General features: G+C 69.0%; 21 protein-coding genes and 1 tRNA gene. 11 read left to right on the plus strand and 11 right to left on the minus strand.

All coding sequences use genetic code 11. The annotated features are described in order from the left end of the window. Positions 1–61: 61 nt before the first annotated feature. Positions 62–625 carry a transposase family protein gene (locus QSK17_RS11815; RefSeq protein ID WP_352231794.1) on the minus strand — a complete coding sequence of 188 codons (564 nt, stop codon included), beginning with the start codon at positions 623–625 and terminating at the stop codon, positions 62–64. A gap of 247 nt (positions 626–872) precedes the next feature. Here QSK17_RS11815 and QSK17_RS11820 point away from each other — a divergent pair, with 247 nt between their 5' ends. Further along, positions 873–2,192 carry an MFS transporter gene (locus QSK17_RS11820; RefSeq protein WP_285704691.1) on the plus strand — a complete coding sequence of 440 codons (1,320 nt, stop codon included), beginning with the start codon at positions 873–875 and terminating at the stop codon, positions 2,190–2,192. Positions 2,193–2,807: 615 nt separating this feature from the next. Here QSK17_RS11820 and QSK17_RS11825 read toward each other — a convergent pair. Both QSK17_RS11825 and QSK17_RS11830 read right to left on the minus strand, forming a co-directional pair. Further along, positions 2,808–2,881: transfer RNA gene (locus QSK17_RS11825), tRNA-Pro, on the minus strand. Between the two features lie 79 nt (positions 2,882–2,960). Next, positions 2,961–3,863 carry a metallophosphoesterase gene (locus QSK17_RS11830; RefSeq protein WP_285704692.1) on the minus strand — a complete coding sequence of 301 codons (903 nt, stop codon included), beginning with the start codon at positions 3,861–3,863 and terminating at the stop codon, positions 2,961–2,963. 94 nt (positions 3,864–3,957) lie between these two features. On the opposite strand from QSK17_RS11830, the gene QSK17_RS11835 reads away from it, so the two are divergent. Continuing rightward, the gene (locus QSK17_RS11835; protein WP_285704693.1) at positions 3,958–4,413 is read left to right on the plus strand and encodes a GatB/YqeY domain-containing protein; all 456 of its coding nucleotides are present in this window, start codon (positions 3,958–3,960) and stop codon (positions 4,411–4,413) included. A 273-nt stretch (positions 4,414–4,686) separates the two neighbouring features. Here QSK17_RS11835 and QSK17_RS11840 read toward each other — a convergent pair whose 3' ends face one another. Continuing rightward, positions 4,687–6,924 (minus strand): transglycosylase domain-containing protein, encoded by a 2,238-nt coding sequence (locus tag QSK17_RS11840; RefSeq protein WP_285704694.1) that lies wholly within the window; start codon positions 6,922–6,924, stop codon positions 4,687–4,689. 259 nt (positions 6,925–7,183) lie between these two features. On the opposite strand from QSK17_RS11840, the gene QSK17_RS11845 reads away from it, so the two are divergent. Further along, entirely contained in the window at positions 7,184–7,480 is a 297-nt protein-coding gene (locus QSK17_RS11845) for a WhiB family transcriptional regulator (protein WP_061253934.1), read from the plus strand. 88 nt (positions 7,481–7,568) lie between these two features. On the opposite strand, the gene bagB is transcribed toward QSK17_RS11845, so the two are convergent. After that, on the minus strand, positions 7,569–8,732 hold the full coding sequence (gene bagB, locus QSK17_RS11850) for an ATPase BagB (RefSeq protein WP_285704695.1): 1,164 nt from the start codon (positions 8,730–8,732) through the stop codon (positions 7,569–7,571). A 67-nt stretch (positions 8,733–8,799) separates the two neighbouring features. Then, positions 8,800–9,804, minus strand: coding sequence for an ATPase BagA (gene bagA / locus QSK17_RS11855; protein ID WP_285704696.1), 1,005 nt, complete (start codon positions 9,802–9,804; stop codon positions 8,800–8,802). Positions 9,805–10,024: 220 nt separating this feature from the next. Between bagA and QSK17_RS11860 the strand changes: the two genes are divergently transcribed. The 5 genes from QSK17_RS11860 to QSK17_RS11880 all read left to right on the plus strand — a co-directional run bounded on the left by QSK17_RS11860 (position 10,025) and on the right by QSK17_RS11880 (position 13,592). After that, the gene (locus QSK17_RS11860; protein ID WP_285704697.1) at positions 10,025–11,002 is read left to right on the plus strand and encodes a slipin family protein; all 978 of its coding nucleotides are present in this window, start codon (positions 10,025–10,027) and stop codon (positions 11,000–11,002) included. A 79-nt stretch (positions 11,003–11,081) separates the two neighbouring features. Further along, positions 11,082–11,234 (plus strand): Sp36 family protein, encoded by a 153-nt coding sequence (gene sp36, locus QSK17_RS11865; protein WP_157529890.1) that lies wholly within the window; start codon positions 11,082–11,084, stop codon positions 11,232–11,234. Beyond that, complete coding sequence (locus QSK17_RS11870) at positions 11,234–11,695, plus strand: RidA family protein (RefSeq protein ID WP_285704698.1); 462 nt, start codon at positions 11,234–11,236, stop codon at positions 11,693–11,695. The genes sp36 and QSK17_RS11870 overlap by 1 nt, the downstream gene beginning before the upstream one ends. Before the next feature lie 207 nt (positions 11,696–11,902). Continuing rightward, on the plus strand, positions 11,903–12,754 hold the full coding sequence (locus QSK17_RS11875; RefSeq protein ID WP_285704699.1) for an NUDIX hydrolase: 852 nt from the start codon (positions 11,903–11,905) through the stop codon (positions 12,752–12,754). Positions 12,755–12,800: 46 nt separating this feature from the next. Beyond that, positions 12,801–13,592, plus strand: a complete 792-nt coding sequence (locus QSK17_RS11880; protein ID WP_285704700.1) for an MBL fold metallo-hydrolase — start codon at positions 12,801–12,803, stop codon at positions 13,590–13,592. On the opposite strand, the gene QSK17_RS11885 is transcribed toward QSK17_RS11880, so the two are convergent. Beyond that, positions 13,589–14,269 (minus strand): Crp/Fnr family transcriptional regulator, encoded by a 681-nt coding sequence (locus QSK17_RS11885; RefSeq protein ID WP_066950431.1) that lies wholly within the window; start codon positions 14,267–14,269, stop codon positions 13,589–13,591. The genes QSK17_RS11880 and QSK17_RS11885 overlap by 4 nt on opposite strands. 85 nt (positions 14,270–14,354) lie before the next feature. Between QSK17_RS11885 and nth the strand changes: the two genes are divergently transcribed. Both nth and QSK17_RS11895 read left to right on the plus strand, forming a co-directional pair. Then, positions 14,355–15,074 carry an endonuclease III gene (gene nth, locus QSK17_RS11890; protein ID WP_285704701.1) on the plus strand — a complete coding sequence of 240 codons (720 nt, stop codon included), beginning with the start codon at positions 14,355–14,357 and terminating at the stop codon, positions 15,072–15,074. A gap of 89 nt (positions 15,075–15,163) precedes the next feature. Continuing rightward, positions 15,164–15,856 (plus strand): NUDIX hydrolase, encoded by a 693-nt coding sequence (locus tag QSK17_RS11895; protein ID WP_285704702.1) that lies wholly within the window; start codon positions 15,164–15,166, stop codon positions 15,854–15,856. A 54-nt stretch (positions 15,857–15,910) separates the two neighbouring features. On the opposite strand, the gene QSK17_RS11900 is transcribed toward QSK17_RS11895, so the two are convergent. Further along, positions 15,911–16,435 carry a HEAT repeat domain-containing protein gene (locus QSK17_RS11900; RefSeq protein WP_285704703.1) on the minus strand — a complete coding sequence of 175 codons (525 nt, stop codon included), beginning with the start codon at positions 16,433–16,435 and terminating at the stop codon, positions 15,911–15,913. A gap of 72 nt (positions 16,436–16,507) precedes the next feature. On the opposite strand from QSK17_RS11900, the gene QSK17_RS11905 reads away from it, so the two are divergent. Continuing rightward, positions 16,508–17,692, plus strand: coding sequence for a MarP family serine protease (locus QSK17_RS11905; RefSeq protein ID WP_285704704.1), 1,185 nt, complete (start codon positions 16,508–16,510; stop codon positions 17,690–17,692). Positions 17,693–17,768: 76 nt separating this feature from the next. Here QSK17_RS11905 and QSK17_RS11910 read toward each other — a convergent pair whose 3' ends face one another. The 3 genes from QSK17_RS11910 to QSK17_RS11920 all read right to left on the minus strand — a co-directional run bounded on the left by QSK17_RS11910 (position 17,769) and on the right by QSK17_RS11920 (position 19,756). Beyond that, positions 17,769–18,248: a DUF309 domain-containing protein gene (locus tag QSK17_RS11910; protein WP_285704705.1), complete on the minus strand. Its 480-nt coding sequence runs from the start codon at positions 18,246–18,248 to the stop codon at positions 17,769–17,771. Between the two features lie 82 nt (positions 18,249–18,330). Further along, positions 18,331–19,251: an alpha/beta fold hydrolase gene (locus QSK17_RS11915; protein WP_285704706.1), complete on the minus strand. Its 921-nt coding sequence runs from the start codon at positions 19,249–19,251 to the stop codon at positions 18,331–18,333. Further along, entirely contained in the window at positions 19,241–19,756 is a 516-nt protein-coding gene (locus tag QSK17_RS11920) for a phage holin family protein (RefSeq protein ID WP_285704707.1), read from the minus strand. The genes QSK17_RS11915 and QSK17_RS11920 overlap by 11 nt, the downstream gene beginning before the upstream one ends. Positions 19,757–19,771: the final 15 nt, after the last annotated feature.

Raw genomic sequence — 19,771 nt, forward strand, 5'->3', positions numbered from 1 at the left:
AGGGGGCGGGTGGCGTCTCGGGCGAGGTGTCGGATGGCTTTGGCGATGTTGTCGGTGCCGGTCAGGCGCAGGGCGCTGATAGCGAGGTTGCGCAGGGTGGCCATGGCGCGGGGTGCGTTGCCGGTACGGGTCTGGGAGTGACGACGCCGGTGGTGTGGTCGATCGCGGCTAGGAGGTGCACCAGGTCCGTGCCGTCTGTGTTGCCCGTGTCGCCGGCGTGGCCGTTCGGTGTGGTCAGGTGACGGCGGCGAGCGCCGCGAAGGCTCTTGCCGTCGACCGCGACCGCCTGGATCGGCCGTCGAGTGGAGGCGGCGGCGCCCGTGGTCGTGCGGGCAGTGATCCACGCTGACACCGCGGTGTCCAGCTCGTCGGCGTTGACCGCAGTTAACGCTCGGCGCACGGTGGCCTCATGCGGTGGGCGGTAGTGTCCGGACAGCGGGTCCCGGCGAACGCCGAGTAGGGCTAGGACCTGCTGCGGAGCATCGGCTGCCCACTCGGCGACTGCGGTGAAGGAGCGTGCTCCGGTCAGGACCGTCACCGCGGCAATGGCCAGCAACGAGCACCACGTGTGGCGGATGCCGCGATGTGCGCGGGGATCGGGTATTCGAGACAGGTGATCGGGCAGGCCTGTTCAGCGTCCTGTGCCCGGACCTCGATGCTCGCCTGTCGGATCCGCTAAACGGACACCACGCCACTATGCCGGGGTCCTACCTCGGCGAGCTGTTGATCGCCGGTCCGCGCAGGAAAAACGGAGCACACTCCGAAAGAGTCTTTCGTTCTGAAATGCGAATGTGGTTCACTGGGCGGAACAAACGGGGCAGCGCTCGATTCGAGTTCCTTTCCTTCAGCGTCGAAGCAGCGAAAGGCTGACCATGGCCCTCGACACCCAGCGGTTGATCAGGCGACTCTCCTGGCGCATCGTGCCGCTCATCTTCATCCTCTACATCATCGCGTACGTCGATCGGTCGGCCGTCTCGTTCGCCGCGCTGACAATGAACGCCGATCTCGGCCTGTCCGCCTCGGCGTACGGCCTGGGCGCTTCGATGTTCTTCATCAGTTACCTCCTGTTCGAGGTGCCCAGCAACCTCCTCCTGGTCAAGTTCGGACCGCGCAAATGGATCGCCCGGATCCTAGTGACCTGGGGGATCGTGACGGTAGCGACCTTCGCCATCCAGGACGAGATCGGCCTATACGTGGCACGGTTCCTCCTCGGAGCGGCCGAAGCCGGCTTCTTCCCGGCGATCATCCTCTACATCAGCTGGTGGTTCCCGCGGGCCGAGCGGACAAAGATCACGACGTACTTCATGCTCGCCGTTCCCGTGTCGTCCGTCATCGGCGCGCCCCTCGCTACTGCAACCATGACCGCGCTCGACGGGGCTCTGATGCTCGAGGGCTGGCGGTGGGTCTTCCTCGTGCTCGGTGCGCCGGCGGTCATCATGGGCTTCGTCTGCCTCAAGATCTTGAAGGACCAGCCGCGCGATGCGAAGTGGCTGCGTCCGGAGGAGTCGAGCTGGCTCGAGATGACTCTCGCAGCGGAGAAGCAGGAGATGGAGACGGTCAAGCACTACTCGCTGCGCGAGGGACTGACCAATCCGCGAGTCCTCCTGCTCGCCGCCGTCCTCCTCCTGTGGAACTGCTGCAACTACGGCATCATCTACTGGCTGCCTCAGATCATCAACGCCGTCGTGTCCGACACCCAGCTTGTGGGATGGATTGTGGCCGCCGCGTGGACGCTCGCGGCGATCGGGATGGCGTTGTGGGGGGTACGCGCGAACCGGACCACCGACCCGGTCGTGCCGATGTCGATCGTGTATTCCCTCGGAGCAGTTGCACTCTTCGCCGCCGGTTCGCTCGCCGCACTTCCGATCCTGCAACTGGTAGCGCTGATCACGGCGCTCATCGGTCTGATGTCCGGTATCTCCATCTTCTGGTCCATTCCGACGGCATTCCTCACCGGGACCGCAGCCGCGGGCGGTGTCGCACTCATCAACTCCGTCGGGAACTTCTCGGGCGTGATCGCGCCGTGGGGCGTCGGGGTGATCTACGACGCGACCGGCGGCTACTCCGCCGCGATGTACATCTTCGGCGGTCTCCTGGTCGTCTCGGTCCTGCTGGCATACGTCTTCCGGTACGTCGTCAGACGCGACAGGATCGAAGCGAAGTCGGTTCCCACGGTCCCGGCCGAGCAGTAGTCAGCCCACCGACGCGACCACAGAGGCCCCGAAGTCTTCGGGGCCTCCGCGCTGCGGTACCGGCGGGACTTGAACCCTCGTGCGAGATTTCATCCCCGCAGGCGCGGGGAGCTCGCGCACCAATTTTGCTGGCCTCGGTGAATCTCGATGATCCGGACGGTCGCTAGAGACGTTCAATGGTGAGGGGTATATGGCCTGACCTCGGCGTGAGCTGGCAGCCGGTCGTCGCGGTGCTACCTGGGGTGCATGAGGTATCCCGATGGTGGTGGCCTGACCGCCGAGCAGCGATTATGCCGTGAGCAGATACGGATGCAAGCAGCCGACCGCTTCGCCGAAGGCGCGACCGACGCCCAGGTCGCCCAATCGCCTGAGCAGGCGGCCGCGGGGCGCTGCCAACGCCGGGTGGCGGGCGAGGCGGGCCCACCATCTGGCGGATCTGCACCAGTGTCGTGAGAACTACGGTTCAATCGGACGCCGGTTCAGGTGATCTTTAGGGCTGTCTAGGGTTGCTAACGGTTACGTGATCGGGTTCAAACCACTAACGCCACGCTAACAAACGATCAAGGGCCTGACCGCTGTTTCCAGCGATCAGGCCCTTGACCTGCATCTATCGGGTCGGGGTGGCGGGATTTGAACCCACGGCCTCTTCGTCCCGAACGAAGCGCGCTGCCAAGCTGCGCTACACCCCGGTGCGCGGAGCTTGTCGCCCTGCGCCTCGCAAAGTCTAGCGGACTTTGGCCGTGCTTGTGTCATCCGTGGATCGGGTGATCACGACGAGGCCCGGCGGGGGACGAGCGTGAGGAGCGTCGCCTCCGGCGGGCAGGCGAACCGGACCGGCGCGTACGGTGATGTGCCGAGGCCGGCCGACACGTGCAGCCACGCGCTCTCGTGCCGGCTCAGCCCCTTGACGCGGGCCCGGTCGATGCCGCAGTTCGTCACCAGCGCCCCGTAGAAGGGGATGCACAGCTGGCCGCCGTGGGTGTGACCGGCGAGCAGGAGCTGGTACCCGTCGGCGGCGAACCGTGACATGTTCCGCGGCTCGGGCGAATGCATGACACCCAGCCGCAGATCGGCGTCTGCGGGTGCGGGACCGGCGATCTCGTCGTACCGGTCGCGGTCGATGTGCGAGTCGTGGATGCCGCCGACATGGACGTCCAGATCGCCCACCTTCAGACGGGCCGTCGCGTTGTTCATGTCGAGCCATCCCGCCGCCGTCATCGCGGAGCCCAGCTCGTCCCAGGGCAGGTTCGGGATGATCTCTCGGGCGTCGTTCTTGGACGTACGCCAGAGGTACCTGGCGGGGTTCTTGGGCCGTGGGGCGTAAAGGTCGTTCGACCCGTACACGAACATGCCGGGCCGGTCGAGCAGAGGCTCGACAGCGTGCATGTAGGCGGGAATCGCGTCCGGGTGAGCCAGCGTGTCGCCGGTGTTCACCACCAGGTCCGGCTGGAGGGACGCCAGGGAACGAACCCAGGCGATCAGCCGGGACCGCCCCGGGGTGAGATGCAGGTCGGAGATCTGCAGGATTCGGACCGGCCGTTGCCCGGGATCGAGCACAGGCACGTCGAAGCGTCGCAGCCGGAACCAGTTCCGTTCCACGATGGAGGCGTAACCGAGACCGGCCACGCCGAGGCCGAACAGGGACAAGGGAACCGCGACAGCTTTCCTCACACTGCCATCATGCCCGACCAGGGCGGCGACTCAGGGATAACGCTCAGGGATAACAAGGCGAGAACCGATCCGCCGAGACGGCAAGATGGACTCTATGAGTGCGTTGAAGGACAAGCTGAAGGCCGATCTCTCGGCTTCGATGAAGGCCCGTGACGAGGTACGCCTCCGGACCATCCGGATGGCCCTGGCCGCCGTCAACGTCGAGGAGGTGGCGGGCAAGGAGTCCCGCGAGCTCTCCGACGAGGAGATCATCAAGGTCCTGACCCGGGAGGCGAAGAAGCGTCGGGAGGCTTCCGAGGCGTTCGCGAACGCCGGGCGCGCCGAGCAGGCGCAGGCCGAGCTGGACGAGCAGGCCGTCCTTGAGGAGTACCTCCCCGCGCAGTTGTCCGATGACGAGTTGAACCGCCTCGTGGCCGAGGCGATCGCGGAGAGCGGCGCCGAGGGTCCCAAGGCGATGGGCCAGGTCATGAAGGTCCTCAACCCGAAAATCGCGGGCCGTGCCGAGGGCGGCCGCGTCGCCCAGGCCGTCCGAGCCCGGCTCGCCGGCTGACCGGGACCGGCGCGCGCCGCATCCGGCGTCGGACCTCGCGCCGGACCTCACGCCGGACCGCGTACGAACGCGCGTCGAACCTTGCGCTGGACCGCGTACGAACGCGCGTCGAACCTTGCGCTGGACCGCGTACGAACGCGCGTCGAACCTCGCGTCGGCGCCGCGTATCGACCGCGCATGGAACCGCGTACGGGACTGCTGGGCGGGGCTGGAAACGCGTCGTGGGCCGGCGATGGAGACCGCCGGCCCACGAGTGTCGCGTGAGAAGACTTCTCAGTTGTCGAGGATGATGGGGCCGCCGTCGTTCCAGTGACCGCGACCGTTGCCCCGGCCGTTGTTGCCTCCGCCGTTGCCTCTGCCGTTGTCCCCGCGGTTGTCCCCGTGGTCGCCGCCCCGATCGTCACGGGCCGGACGACGAGGCGCGCACTGCTGGCTGCAGCCGCCGAACCGTGACATGTCCGGCGGGATGAACGATGTGGCCTTGACGTCCTTGAGCGCCCCCAGCATCGTCTCCTTCCAGATCGGGCCCGGGATGGTCGCCCCGAACACCGAGCCGTAGGCACGCCCGCCCATGACCTGGCCACTCAGCGGGTAGCGCACCGGGCCGCGGGGGTCGCCGAGGCTGACCGCTCCGGCCAGGTCCGGGGTGTATCCCGCGAACCAGACGGTCCGGGACTGGTCGCCGGTGCCGGTCTTGCCGGCCGCGTCCCTGCCGATGCCGCCGACGCCCGCCATGGTGCCCTTGGTGAACACGCCTTCGAGGATGTGGCTGGTCGCGTCCGCGATCTCCGGCTCGACGGCCTGCTTGCACTCGGGCTTGAACGCCGTGACCTTGCCGAACCGGTCGACGATCTCCGTGATCGCCATCGGGGCGCAGTACTTGCCGCGCGCGCCGAGGGTCGCGTACGCGGACGCCACGGTCACCGGGTCCATCTCGTTGAAGCCGAGGGTGAAGGTCTGGAACTCGCGCAGCTTCTGGCCGTCGGCCCGCTTGATGCCGAAGTCCTTGGCCGTCTTGACGACGTCGCAGAGGCCGACCTTCCGCTCAAGCGTCATGAAGAAGGTGTTCACCGAACCCCAGGTGCCGGTCTGCAGGGTCTTGAACCCGCCGTTGCCGCCCTCGGAGTTGTGCTGGGCGACGGTGGGATCGCCGACGTTCTCACCCTTGCAGTTCTTGAAGTCCGAGTAGCCGTTCGCCTGGAACGTGCCGCCGACGCTGAAGCCATCGTCGAACTTCATGCCCTCCTTGAGGGCGGTGACCAGGGTGAACATCTTGAACGTCGAGCCGGCCTGGAAGCCGGTGCCGCCGCCGTGCAGGGCGTCCGCCACGACGTTGAACGACATCTCGTTCTTCTTGTGGTTGGTCCCGAACTTGCGGCTCGCCGCCATCGCGCGGATCGCGCCGGTGCCCGGCTCGATGAGCGCCTCGGACGCGACCGGCTTGTCGGACGTGTGGACGTACTTCTTGATCGCCTTCTCGGCGGCCTTCTGCATGTCGCGGTTCAGGGTGGTCTTGATGGTCAGGCCGCCCCGGTTGAGGAAATCGCGCCGGGTCTTCTCGTTCTTGCCGAACTGCTCGTCGTGCAGGATCTCGTTCTGGACGTACAGGCAGAAGTACGGGAACTCGCTCTCCTCGCAACCGCCGGGGATGGGCTTGTCCTTGTACCCGAGCTTCTTGGCCTTGGCCTTCGTCGCCTCCGCCGTGGTGATGATCTCCAGCTCGGCCATCCGGTCGAGCACGACATTGCGCCGGGCGACCAGCCGGTCCCGGTATGCCTTGCCCAGGTTGGGGTCGGTGTTGTTCGGGTTCTGCACCGCTCCAGCCAGGGTGGCGGCCTCCACGAGGTTGAGCTCCGACGCGTGCTTGCCGAAGAACCGCTTGGACGCCGCCTCGATCCCGTAGGATCCGGCCCCGAAGTACGCGATGTTGAGATACCGGTTGAGGATCTCGTCCTTCGAGTACTTCTGCTCGATGGCCATGGCGTAGCGGATCTCGTTGAGCTTGCGCGAGAACGTCGGCGCGACGGCCGCGGCCTTGTCCTCATCGGTCTCGGCCTTGTTGTAGATGACCTGCTTGACGTACTGCTGAGTGATCGAGGAGCCGCCCTGGGTGACGCCACCCGTCGTGAGGTTCTTGACGAGGGCACGGCTCGTGCCCTCCAGATCGAGCGCCCCGTGCTCGTAGAAGCGGAAATCCTCGATGGCCACGATGGCCTTCCGCATGATCGGCGAAATCTTGTCGAGCGGGACGGACTCGCGGTTCTGGAAGTAGAACTGCGCGATCTGCTTGCCGCTCGCGTCGAGCAGCGTGGTCTTCTCGGGAAGCGGAGGCTCGTCGAGGTCCTCCGGAGCGATGTTCAGCTCTTCCTTGACGGACTTCACCGTGATACCCGCACCGCCGACAGCCGGTAGCGCGATGGCCGCCGCCAGCACCCCCGCCGCACCAGCGGCGGCGAACAGCCGCAGGACGGTAGCGAACGCCGTTGCCTGAGCTTTGCCTTTAGCTTGCACGTTACTAAGGGTACGCGGATCGCGGCACTCAATCGCTACCGGCAGGCGCTCACTTTACATTCGCCCCTGACGGGGAGGACTAGTCATTCCCGGCCACATGGCCTGACATGACCATCCGGGAAATTGGTCCGCCCGGGTCTGTCGGCCCGATCGTCATCTTGCGTACGTTCTCCTCTGCGGCAATGCAACCAGGAGGCTCGACGCCCGCGCCCGTCGGCCGAAATGACGACTGACCACCTTAAGGGGAGTGGGGTCGAACATGTGGATCACGGATTGGACATCCCGTGCCGCCTGTCGAGGTGCGGATCCTGACGCTCTCTTTGTGCAGGGCGCCGCGCAGAACCGGGCGAAACTGATCTGCCGGGGATGCCCGGTCCGTACCGAGTGCCTCGCCGATGCGCTGGACAACCGCATCGAGTTCGGGGTGTGGGGCGGGATGACCGAGCGGGAACGCCGCGCGCTGCTGAGGCGCCGGCCCGATGTGAACTCCTGGCGCGACCTGCTGGAGTCGGCCAAGGAAGAGTACGAGCGAACCAACGAGCTCATCGCCGGATGAGCCGGGGGCTCACCCCCTCCCTCCTCCAGCGGTTATGACACGCCGGTCAAGACGGGCTGGTCATGACGCGCCTGTCATGACGCGCCTGTCATGACGCGAGGAGCTCTCCGATCTCGCGCAGCCCGTCCAGATCGTGCACGTCCTCGGCCATCGCGGGGACGTGGGCGATCGGCACGGTCGGGTGCGCCGACGTGAAGTGCTCCTGCTCGCGCTGCTCCCGGGCGGCCAGCTGCATCCGTCCGGCGTGCAGCCGCAGGACGGCGGAGGCCAGCTCGTGCTCGCCACGGGACTCCAGGTCCTCCGCCGCCGCGGTACTCCGGGCGGCGGACAGGGCGGGCGCCGGCGAGCGGTGCAGGCGGTTGATCACCAGCCCGGCCAGGGGCATCCGCTCCTCGGCCAGCCGCTCGACGAAGTAGGAGGCCTCGCGGATCGCGTCGCGTTCCGGTGTCGCGACCACGACGAAGGCCGTTCCGGGGGCCTGCAGCAGCTTGTACGTCTGCTCGGCACGCTGTCTGAACCCTCCGAAGACCGCGTCGAGGGCCGAGACGAACATCTGGATGTCCTTCAGCACCTGGGCGCCGAGCACCTTGGTCAGCGCGCCGGCGACGATGCCGAAACCCGCGTTGAGCAGCTTGAACGCGCTCCTGCCTCCGACCTTGGCCGGGGCCATCAGGATGCGGATGAGCCGCCCGTCGAGGAACCGCCCGAGGCGTTCCGGCGCGTCGAGGAAGTCGAGCGCGGACCGGGACGGCGGCGTGTCGACGATGATCAGGTCCCAGTCACCGGACCGGCGGAGCTGGCCCAGCTTCTCCATCGCCATGTATTCCTGCGTGCCGGAGAAGCTCGACGACAACGACTGATAAAAGGGATTTGTCAGGATCTGGCGGGCGCGCTCGGGGTCGGCGTGCGCTTCGATGATCTCATCGAAGGTCCGCTTCATGTCGAGCATCATCGCGTGCAGCTCGCCCTGTGATCCTCCACGTGAGTCTCCACGTGAGTCCCTGTGGGAGCCGACGCCCTTGACCCGGCGCGGGATGTTGTCCAGCTCGGTGAGCCCCATCGACTGGGCCAGCCGCTTCGCGGGGTCCACGGTGAGCACCACGACCGAACGGCCGCGCTCGGCCGCCCGCAGCCCCAGAGCCGCCGCCGTGGTCGTCTTTCCGACGCCGCCGGAGCCGCAGCACACGATGATGCGCGTGTTCTCGTCGTCGAGGATCGCGTCGATGTCCAGAACGGGGGCGATCTTGCTCACAGCTCAGCCTTTCGACGTCCTGACGTCCGGAGGTGACCGGCGGCCGCCGGGGCCGTACGGGATCGGGTCATGCCGCGCCCTGCGCGCGGATGGCCTCGGCGAGCTCGTACAGCCCGGCCAGGTCGGCGCCGTCGGCGAGCAGCGGCAGCTCGTAGCGCGGCCTCCCGGCCTTGGCCAGGGACGCGCGTTCCCGCTTCTCGAGCCGCATCCGGTGGGCGTGGTCGGTGACCTCCTCGGCGAGGGCCTGGGCGATCGCCGACGCGTCATCGGGACCGCCGACGACGCCGGCCGCCTTCAGCCCCAGCGCGAGCTCCGCCTGGTCGAGGTGGTTCTTGAGCGCCGCGTCCAGCACGTCCTTCGGCAGGCCGATCGGACGGACCATGTTGATGAAGATCCCGCCGACGGGCAGTTCGGCGGCGTGCAGCTCGGCGATGCCGTCCAGCGTCTCCTGGACCGGCATCTCCTCGAGCAGCGAGACGAAGTGGACCGCCGTCTCGGGTGAGGCGACGACCCCGCGCACCAGGTCTGCGTGGTTCTTGACGGGGCCGACGCGGGCGAGCCCGGCGACCTCCTGGGTGACGTTGAGGAAGCGCGTGATCCGCCCGGTGGGCGGCGCGTCCATCACGATCGCGTCGTAGACCCGCCGGCCGGCCTTGTCGCGGCGGCGTACGGCCTCGCTGGTCTTGCCGGTGACGAGGACGTCTCGCAGGCCGGGGGCGATGGTGGTGGCGAAGTCGACCACGCCCATCCGGGTGAGCGCCTTGCCCATGCGCTTGAGCCCGTAGAACATCTCGAGGTAGTCGAGCATGGCCTCTTCGGGGTCGATCGCCAGGGCGTACACGTCGCCGCCGCCGGGGGCCACGGCGATCTTCCGCTCCTCGTACGGCAGGGGCGGCAGGTCGAAGACCTGGGCGATGCCCTGCCTGCCCTCGACCTCGACGAGCAGGACCTTGCGGCCGCCCGCCGCGAGGGCGAGGGCCAAGGAGGCGGCCACGGTGGTCTTCCCCGTGCCGCCCTTGCCGGTGACGACGTGCAGCCGCACGCCGTCCCAATCGGTGTCCCGAGAGCTCACGGCTCCTCCTCGCCAAGGGGCGTGGAAATGGCGTCGGCGACGCTGCCGCGCCGGATCGTTCGCTCGCTCCGCTCGCTCACGGTTTGAAGGCTACCCAAAGGTCACATGTCGATTTCGCGGAGGCTGTCCCTTGAAGACCCTTGCGGTACGCCTTGTGCGCCGATTGGCTTGGGGCAGGCTTCATCGTCTTTACACAACGGCGTGGAAAGGGGCATCGATCGTGGAGTCGGTACTGTACGCGTTTGTCCTGATATTAACGATCTTTGTGCTGATCGTGCTGGCGCGCAGCATCCGGGTCGTCCAGCAATTCGAGACGGGCATCGTCTTCCGTCTTGGGCGCATCCAGTCGAAGGTCAGGGGGCCCGGACTCCATCTGGTCGCTCCGGTGATCGACCGGATGCAGAAGGTCAACATGCAGATTGTCACGATGGGCATCCCCGCACAGGAGGGGATCACCCGTGACAACGTCTCGGTCCGGGTCGACGCCGTCGTGTACTTCCGGGTCATCGATCCGATCAAGGCCGTCGTCAACGTGCAGAACTACCTGTTCGCGGTGTCGCAGGTCGCCCAGACGTCGCTGCGCTCTGTCATCGGCCAGTCCGAGCTGGACCAGCTCCTCTCCGACCGTGACGAGCTCAACGCCCGGCTGAAGAACGTCATCGACGAGCCGACCGAGGGGCCGTGGGGCGTCAGGATCGAGCGGGTCGAGATCAAGGATGTGGCGCTCCCCGAGGGCATGAAGCGGTCGATGTCCCGCCAGGCCGAGGCCGAGCGCGAGCGCCGCGCCCGCATCATCACGGCGGACGGCGAGTTCCAGGCGTCCAAGCGGCTGGCCGCGGCGGCCAAGGAGATGTCGTCCGATCCCGCCGCGCTGCAGCTGCGCCTGCTGCAGACCGTGGTGGAGGTCGCCGCAGAGAAGAACAGCACGCTGGTCATGCCGCTGCCCGTCGAGATGCTGCGCTTCTTCGACCGGATGGCCCCGGACGCGGCTCAGGCCGCGCAGGCTCAGGCCGCGCAGGCTGGGCAGGCTCCGGCGGGACCGGAGGAGCCGGAGCCGGTGGACGAGGCCATCGACGAGCTGCCCGCCATCGAGTCCCAGGTACCCGTTCCCGGGCTCTCCGGCATCCCCGGCGCCACGGAGCAGGCCGACCACGCCCCCACGGTTCAGAACCCTGTCTGGAACCGCGACGCCCCCTGAAGCGCGGGCGATCCGCCCCCCGTGCCCGCCGGTGACATCCCCTCGGGCGCGGGGCGCGAGCCGTCGATAACCTGGCCCCATGACCAAGTGGGAATACGTCACGGTGCCGTTGCTGACGCACGCGACGAAACAGATTCTTGACAACTGGGGCGAAGACGGCTGGGAGCTGGTCTCCGTCATTCCAGGGCCGAACCCCGAGCAGCTCGTCGCCTACATGAAGCGGGAGAAGTGATGACCACCCCTGAAAAGCGCATCGCCGACCTTGGGCTGACCCTGCCCGAAGTGGTGGCCCCTCTCGCCGCCTACGTGCCCGTCGTACGCACGGGCGACTATGTCTACACCTCCGGTCAGCTTCCCATGGTCGGTGGCAAGCTCGCCGTGACCGGCAAGGTCGGCGCCGAGGTCTCCGCCGAGGACGCTGCGGCCCAGGCGCGGATCTGCGCGCTGAACGCCCTCGCCGCGCTGAAGTCCGTCGTCGGCGACCTGTCGAACGTCGTCAGGATCGTGAAGGTCGTCGCCTTCGTGGCGAGCGCTCCCGGCTTCACCGGCCAGCCGCAGGTCGCCAACGGCGCCAGCGAACTGCTCGGGGAGATCCTCGGAGACGCCGGCAAGCACGCGCGCAGCGCCGTCGGCGTGGCGGTCCTGCCGATGGACGCTCCGGTCGAGGTCGAACTGATCGCCGAGGTCCGCTGACCCTCCTCGTACGCGGTGCGGGACCGGCGGGCGCGCCTCGTGACGGGCGTCCCTCGTGACCGTCCGGGCGTTCCCCGCGATCGTGTGGGCGTCCCCCGCGCGGTCGCGGGCGGACGCCCGTCGCGCGTGATCACACCGGCACCGTAGGCGCGTTGACCGAGCGATGTTCTAATGGGTCGCACAGAGCGGCTACCGCGTGGAGGATTCATGACGATCCCGCTTCCGGGAGAGATCGGCCAACGGGCGCGGGACGTCATCGCGGGGCGCGTTCCGGTGGCGCCGGCCAGGGACGCGGCTACCGTGGTGGTGCTCCGCGACGACCCGCTCGAGGTCTATCTGCTGCGCAGGAAGGCGACGATGGCCTTCGCCGCGGGCGCCTACGTGTTCCCCGGAGGGTCGGTGGACCCCCGCGACGCCGATCACGCGGTCGCGTGGGCCGGCCCGTCCCCCAGTGAGTGGGGCGCGGCGTTCGGCGCCGACGAGCGGACGGCACGCGGCCTGGTGTGCGCCGCCGTACGGGAGACCTTCGAGGAGTCCGGTGTCCTCCTGGCCGGGCCGAGCGCGACCACGATCGTGGCGGACACCACGGGTGACGACTGGGAGGCCGATCGCCTCGCGCTGATCGACCGCACCCTCTCCTTCGCCGAGTTCCTCGACCGGCGCGGTCTGGTGCTGCGGTCCGATCTGCTCAGGGCGTGGGCGCACTGGATCACACCCGAGGTCGAGAGCCGGCGGTTCGACACCCGGTTCTTCGTCGCCGCGCTCCCGCCCGGCCAGCGCACGCGTGACGTCGGGGGAGAGGCGGACGCGGTCGCCTGGATGAGCCCGGCCGCCGCCCTCGACCGCGCGAAGGCGGGCGAGATCCTGCTCATGCCGCCGACCTTCCAGACATTGACCGAACTGGCCGGGTTCGAGACGATCGGCGACGTGCTGCGCGAGGAGCGCGCGATAACCACGGTCCAGCCGTCCGCCGCCGAGGTGGACGGCGAGATCGTCCTGATCATCCCCGGCCTGGTGCCGGGAGGGGCACTGGGCCACGTCCCGGGACGCATGCCGTGAGCATGGCGACAAGCACGGCGACGGCGCGTCCGGCGAATGAGGAGAGATGAGCGGCATTCGGATCCCCGTTGACGGCATCGACGGATCCGGTACGGCGCACGCCACCGCCCTGCTGGCCCCGAATCCTTCGCCGATGACGCTGGACGGCACCAACACCTGGGTCATCGGCCGGGCGGAGGCCGTAGTCGTGGTGGACCCGGGACCGGACGACGAGTCCCATCTCCGGCGGGTGGCCGACCATCTGGCCGACCGCCGGGTGGTGGCCGTGCTGCTCACCCACGGGCACGACGACCACAGCGGGGGCGCGCGAAAGTTCGCCGGGATGGTGAACGCGCCGGTCCGGGCACTCGACCCGCGGCACCGGCTGGGTGACGAGGGACTCGGCGACGGTGACGTCATCGACCTGGACGGCCTGGAGGTCAGGGTCGTCGGCACCCCGGGGCACTCATTCGACTCGCTCTGCTTCTGGCTGCCGGAGGACCGGGCGATGCTGACGGGCGACACGATCCTCGGCCGCGGGACGACGGTGATCGCGCCCGACGGGGATCTCGCCGACTACCTGCGGAGCCTGGACCGGCTGCGGGCGGGGGCCGAGATCTTCTCCGCGGCGGCGCTGCTGCCCGGCCACGGCCCGGTCCTGCCCGATCCGGTGGGTGTCCTGGACGAGTACATCACCCATCGGCGTCTGCGTCTGGACCAGATCCGCCAGGCCATCCGGGACGGGGCCGAAGACGCCCGGCAGATCGTCGAGATCGTCTACGCCGAAGTGGATCCCGCGCTGTGGCCCGCCGCCGAGATGTCGGTGGCGGCCCAGCTGGACTATCTCAAGTCGCTCTAGCGGGAGCGGTTGTAGAGCCGCTCCATGTCCAGGATGACCACGGCCTTGGCCTCGATACGCAGCCAGCCGCGCTGCGCGAAGTCGGCCAGGGCCTTGTTGACCGTCTCACGGGAGGCGCCGACGAGCTGGGCGAGCTCCTCCTGGGTGAGGTCGTGGTGGACCCGGAGGCCGTCCTCGGTCTTGCGGCCGAAGCGATCGGCGAGGTCGAGCAGCTGCTTGGCCACACGGCCGGGAACGTCGGTGAAGACCAGGTCGGCCAGCACGTCGTTGGTACGGCGGAGCCGCTGGGCGAGGGCGCGCAGCAGGTGCAGCGCGACCTCGGGCCGGCCGGTCAGCCACGGCCGCAGGTCGTCGTGGCCCAGCCCGGCCAGGCGCACGTCCGTCAGGGCGATGGCGGAAGCCGTACGCGGGCGGGGGTCGAAGAGGGAAAGCTCGCCGAACATCTCGCCCGGGCCCAGCACGCTGAGCAGGTTCTCCCTGCCGTCGGGTGCGGTGCGGGCCAGCTTGATCTTTCCTTCCAGCACCACGTAGAGCCGGTCGCCGGTCTGGTTCTCACTGAACAGGGTCTGTCCCTTGGACAACTCGACCTCGGTGACGCTCGTCCGCAGTGCCGCGGCGCCCTCACGGTCGAGCGCGGAGAACAGGGGCGCCTTGCTCAGTACGTCTTCGGTGCTCACGGTGCCTCCTCCTTGCAATGGTCGCGCTCGGTCGTTGGCGCCGTGCAAGCCATTGTGACCTACGCCGTCCGCGTAGTCTTACGGGGTGTCCCGCAAAGTTCAGACGGCTGGGGAGTCCCGGCTCGCTCTCGTTCGCCGCGCGCGGCGGATCAACAGAATCCTGGCGGAAACCTATCCTGACGCTCATTGCGAACTCGACTTCGCCAACCCCCTCGAACTGCTGGTCGCCACGATCCTCTCGGCGCAGTGTACGGACAAAAGGGTAAATATGGTTACTCCGGTGCTTTTCGCGAAGTATCGGACACCGGCTGACTATGCCGCGGCGGACCGGGCCGAGCTGGAAGAGATGATCAAATCCACCGGATTCTTCCGGGCCAAGGCCAACAGCATCATCGGCATGGCCCAGGCCATCTGCGAGCAGCACCACGGCGAGGTGCCCGGGACGCTCAAGGAACTCGTCGCCCTGCCCGGAGTGGGGCGCAAGACCGCCAACGTGGTGCTGGGCAACGCGTTCGACGTCCCGGGCATCACCGTGGACACCCACTTCAAACGGCTGGCCAAACGCTTCGGCTGGACCACCGAGACCGACGCCGTCAAGATCGAGCACGAGGTCGGCGACCTGATCCCCAAGTCCCAGTGGACGATGCTCTCGCACCGCCTGATCTGGCACGGCCGCCGCGTCTGCCACGCCCGCAGGCCGGCGTGCGGCGCATGCCCGCTTGCCGACCTCTGCCCGTCGTACGGCACCGGCCCGACCGATCCCGTAGAAGCGGGCAAGCTGGTGAAGGAAGGCCCCTTTTCCTGATCAGCCGGGAAGTTCGTGATCCGCGGGAAGGTTGACCGCCGCTCCGCGGTTGTACGGCTCGCGCGGCTCGACCTGCATCGGAGGAGACATTGGTTCCCGGCTGGCTGACGGACCTGGCGGCGAAAGCTGTACGGAACCCCGTTCCCGAGGTGCTGCGGCCTCCCGGTGACGGCGCGGGGCGGCAAGCCGCGGTGCTGCTGCTGTTCGGCGAGGGGCCGGCCGGACCGGACATCCTGCTCATCCAGCGCAGCTCCAACGGCCGCAGGCACGCCGGCCAACCGGCCTTCCCCGGCGGAGGCGTCGATCCCAGCGACGACGGCCCCGTGGGGGCCGCACTGCGGGAGGCCGAGGAGGAGACCGGTCTCGACCCCGGCGGGGTGAATATCGTCGGGACGATGCCCGAGCTGTACGTCTGGCGCAGCGACAACCGCGTGACGCCCGTCCTGGGGTGGTGGCACACGCCCTCCGCCGTCCACGCCGCCTCGCCGGACGAGGTCGACTCCGTGGAGCGGATTCCGATCGCGGAGCTCGTCGATCCCGCCAACCGGTTGCTGCTGCGCTACCCGCGCGGCCGCGCCACTCCGGAGGAGGGCCTGTCGCGAAGGTACGCGGGGGATCCGGGAGGCGCGCCCGCGTTCCGGGCGCGCGGCCTGCTGGTCTGGGGCTTCACCGCCGGGGTCCTCGATCGGGTGCTGGCCGTGTCGGGCTTCGAGCGGCCCTGGGACCGGACCCGCGTCGAGGATCTGCCGCCGGACGCGCTGGAGCTCGCCTCACGCGGCTGACCGGGCCGTCCCGCGCTGGCCGGCGCCCCTGTACGAAGACGGACCGGCGCCCCTCTACGAGGACGGACTGCGGTCGCTGATGAGGCTGATCCCGAGTGAGGCCCAGTCGGCGACGTCGTCGTCCGGGTCGGCGGCCAGCAGGCGCAGTGCCGCGACACCGGCCGGATCCGGCGGGTCTCCCATCACGTTGGGCAGGGCGTAGGCCGCGCCGTACCGGACCGAATGCTCCGGATGGGAGGCCAGCTCGATCACGGAGGGCAGCGCCCGCGCGTCGCGCAGATGGCCGAAGGCGATCAACACCGAGTACAGCACGCGCGCGTCCTCCTCGCTGGCCGCGAGGTAGCGGAGGACCGGGAGCGTCTTGTCGGCGAACGGCCGGTCCCGGCCGAGCTCGCCGAGGATGTCCACCCCGAGGACGCGCTCCGCGGTCGTGTGCCCGGCGCAGAGGCGTCTCGCCAGGGTGAAGGTCTCCAGGTCTCCGCGTTCCTGAAGCACGGCTATCGCCTGCCAGCGTACGGTGCCGTCCGGATCGCCGTCGGCCAGCGCGATCTGGATCAGTTCCTCGACCTGTCCCCCCATGACGTCACGATATCGAGCAGCGTGGAGGAAAGGTGTGCACGACGACGGGCGTGGCTGGATACCGTTGAATCTGTGCGCGGCGATCTCCTCGACCTCATCCTGATCGGCTTGGTGGTGGCCTTCGCCGTTTCCGGATACCGGCAGGGCTTCATCATCGGGGCGTTCAGCTTCGTCGGTTTCGTCGGCGGCGCCCTTCTCGGGATGTTCATCGCGCCCCCGATCGCCGGGGCGATAGTGAACGGCGACACCGAGCGCGCGCTGCTCGCCATCGTGATCGTCTTTCTCGCCGCGACCATCGGCCAGTTCGCGTCCTCCACAGTCGGGGCGGTGGTGCGGAGCCACGTCACATGGGAGCCCGCGCGCCTGGTGGACGCCTTCGGCGGCTCGCTGGCCAGCGGGCTCTCCGTGCTGCTCATCGCCTGGCTGCTCGGCTCGCTGATCGTCTCCATGGGCTTCCCTTTGCCCAAGGAGCAGATCAACGGCTCCGTCGTCTGGCAGGCGGTCGACGAGGCCATCCCCAACGGCGTACGCGCCCTGCAGAAGCCGTTCCGGGACTTCGTCGACTCCTCGGAGTGGCCCGAGGTGATCACCTCGATCGGCGGTCAGAACGTCCCCCCGCCGGATGAGGGCGTGCTGAGGGGCAGCCCCGGGCTGAGCCGCGCGCGCCGGGCGATCGTCAAGATCCAGGGGACCGCGCCCACCTGCCGCAAGCGCATCGAGGGCACCGGCTTCGTCTACTCCCGCAACCACATCATGACGAACGCCCACGTCGTCGCCGGCGTCAGCCAGGAGCTGCGGGTCACCGACTCCACCGGAACGCCGCACAACGCCCGGGTGGTGCTCTACAACCCGGACCGGGACATCGCCGTCCTCTACGTCCCCGGTCTGAACGTGGCGCCGCTGCGGTTCGACTACACCGCCAAGAGCCGTGACGACGCGATCATCGCGGGATATCCCAAGGGCCACGGGTTCACCCCGCTCGCCGCCCGGATCCGGGCCAAGCAGCCCGCCGAGTCGTACGACATCTACAACCGGCACAAGGTCGAGCGCGAGGTCTACGCGATCCGCGGCACCGTGCAGCCGGGAAACTCCGGAGGGCCGCTGCTCAGCCCGGACGGCCGGGTCTACGGCGTCATCTTCGCGGCGGCGACAGACCAGGCCGAGACCGGGTACGCCCTGACGGCGGAGGAGGTCCGTCGCGACGCCGACGACGGCAGCGGCGCCATGGCCCCCGCCGACACCCAGGAATGCGACTGAACAGGACGTAGTCCCCCGTTGTCCCCCGGCCTGCCCTTCGACGTGCTGTCTTCCAGCGCTCTCTTCAGTGGCGCCTTCAGTGGCGTCGCAGGTGGCCGAGGATCTCGGTGATCGCCATGGCGGGGTCGGCCTCTCCTGCGCCGATCCCGGCCGCGATCCGGCCGGCGGTCCCGGTCAGCCCCTCCAGATCCAGCCCGTACGGCTCTCGCCGGCCGTACGCGCCGGCCCGGGCGGAGCCGCGGGTGAGCAGGGCGGCGGCTCCGGAGAAATTGCCGCGCTGGAGGTGCGTGAGGCCGACGCAGATCTGGGCGAGCCCCTGCCAGAGCTCCCGCTCGCCGGCGGGGCCGGTCTTCCAGCGGGCTTCCAGGACCTCGTGCGCGTGGAACGGCCGTCCGGCGGCCAGCAACCGCGCCGCGTCGGCCAGCGCCTCCTCGGCGCTCGGAGCGTAGTCGTTCGGGACGCGGGGCACGCCCTGCGCGCCGTGGGGCAGCGGCCTGCCGTACTCGTCGCGCGGGCGGGCGCTGCGGGGGCGGCCCGTCTTGTCGCGGTCGCGCATGATCCCTCCAGATCGCTCCATGTGGCCGGTCGGCTCGGGAGCCCGGGATGAGGAGCGGATGTCCGGGGGCCTGGCGGTCGGGCTAGCGGTCGGGCTCGGGGTCGGAGAGCCAGGCGATCAGCTCGGCGTCGAACTGATCGGGACACTCCTCGTGCGGGAAGTGCCCGGCCCCTTCGATCATCCTCCACCGGTACGGCGCAGCGACGAAACGGCTGGATCCCTGGGCGGTCCGCGGCAGGAAGCAGGAGTCGACCGCGCCGTGCAACTGGAGCGTCGGCACCTCGATCTCGGCGCGCATCTGCCGGGCGTAGCGGAGGCCGTCCGGCCGGAGCTGGGAGCGGCCGAACCAGCGGTGGTATTCGAGCGCGCAGTGCGCCACTCCGGGGATGCTGAAGGCGTCCCGGTAGGTCCGGGCGACGTCCTCGGGAGGCCACTCCGGCCCCGACCACTCGTCGAGCAGCCGCCCGACGAGCGCGCCGCCGTCGGCGGTGAGCCTGCGCTCGGGCAGCGCGGGCAGCTGGAAGCCGAGGCTGTGACCGCTGGCCCTGAGCTGTCCCAGGGGATCGGTGACCAGCGACGCGCGCAGCCGCAGTGGGTGCGGCGCCGAGACCGGAACCAGCCGGCGGACCACCTTGGGATCGAGCGCGCCCATGGTCCAGGCCAGCAGGCCGCCCCAGTCGTGGCCGACGACGATCGCGCCGGTCTCGCCCAGCGCGCGGATCAGCCCGGCCGCGTCCATGACCAGTGTCGGCAGGTCGTAGCCGCGCGGCGGCTTGTCACTGGCGCCGTAGCCGCGCAGGTCCACCGCGACCGCGCGGTAACCCGCCGCGGGCAGCGACACGAGCTGGTGCCGCCAGGTCCACCAGAACTGGGGGAACCCGTGCAGCAGCAGCACCAGGGGACCTTCACCCGCCTCCACCACGTGGAACCGGGTGCCGCCCGCGTGCACCGCGCGATGCGTCCAGGGCCCCTCGATCTGGACGAAAGACTCGTCAGTCGCCATGGCCCGGTGACTCGCTCACCGTCTCGCGGTGCGCGCCGACCTGTCCGGCCGTCGGGCCGGTGTACGGCTTGCGTGCGGGCGCCGTCTCGGGGAACACGCTGGGCGTCTCCGCACCGGCCTCGGCCGTCTCGCCCTCGCCACCGCCGCCCTTGAGGCTCCTGAGGGTGCGGGCGGTGCGCTGCATGCGGTTCAGGCCCTTCAGGCGGCGGTAGCCGACGAAGACCAGCCCGGCCGCCACCACCAGGTAGAACACCGTGACGATGAGGAACGCCAGCCATTGGGCCAGCCCGGCCGCCACCAGGGCGTACGCGATCGTGAAAGAGGCGAGGATCAGGCACAGGTGCCCGATGAAGGCGGCGGCCCCGAACAGCCCCGTGGCGGTCCCCACGCGCTTGGCGTCGAATTTCAGCTCGGCCTTCGCCAGCTCGATCTCGGAGCGGACGAGTGTTGAAATATGCGTGCTCGCCTGGGCGACGAGCGCGCCGAGCGATTCGTCCTCGGGCATCAGTGATCTCCTATT

This window comes from Microtetraspora sp. NBRC 16547 (assembly GCF_030268965.1).
Classification (GTDB): domain Bacteria; phylum Actinomycetota; class Actinomycetes; order Streptosporangiales; family Streptosporangiaceae; genus Microtetraspora.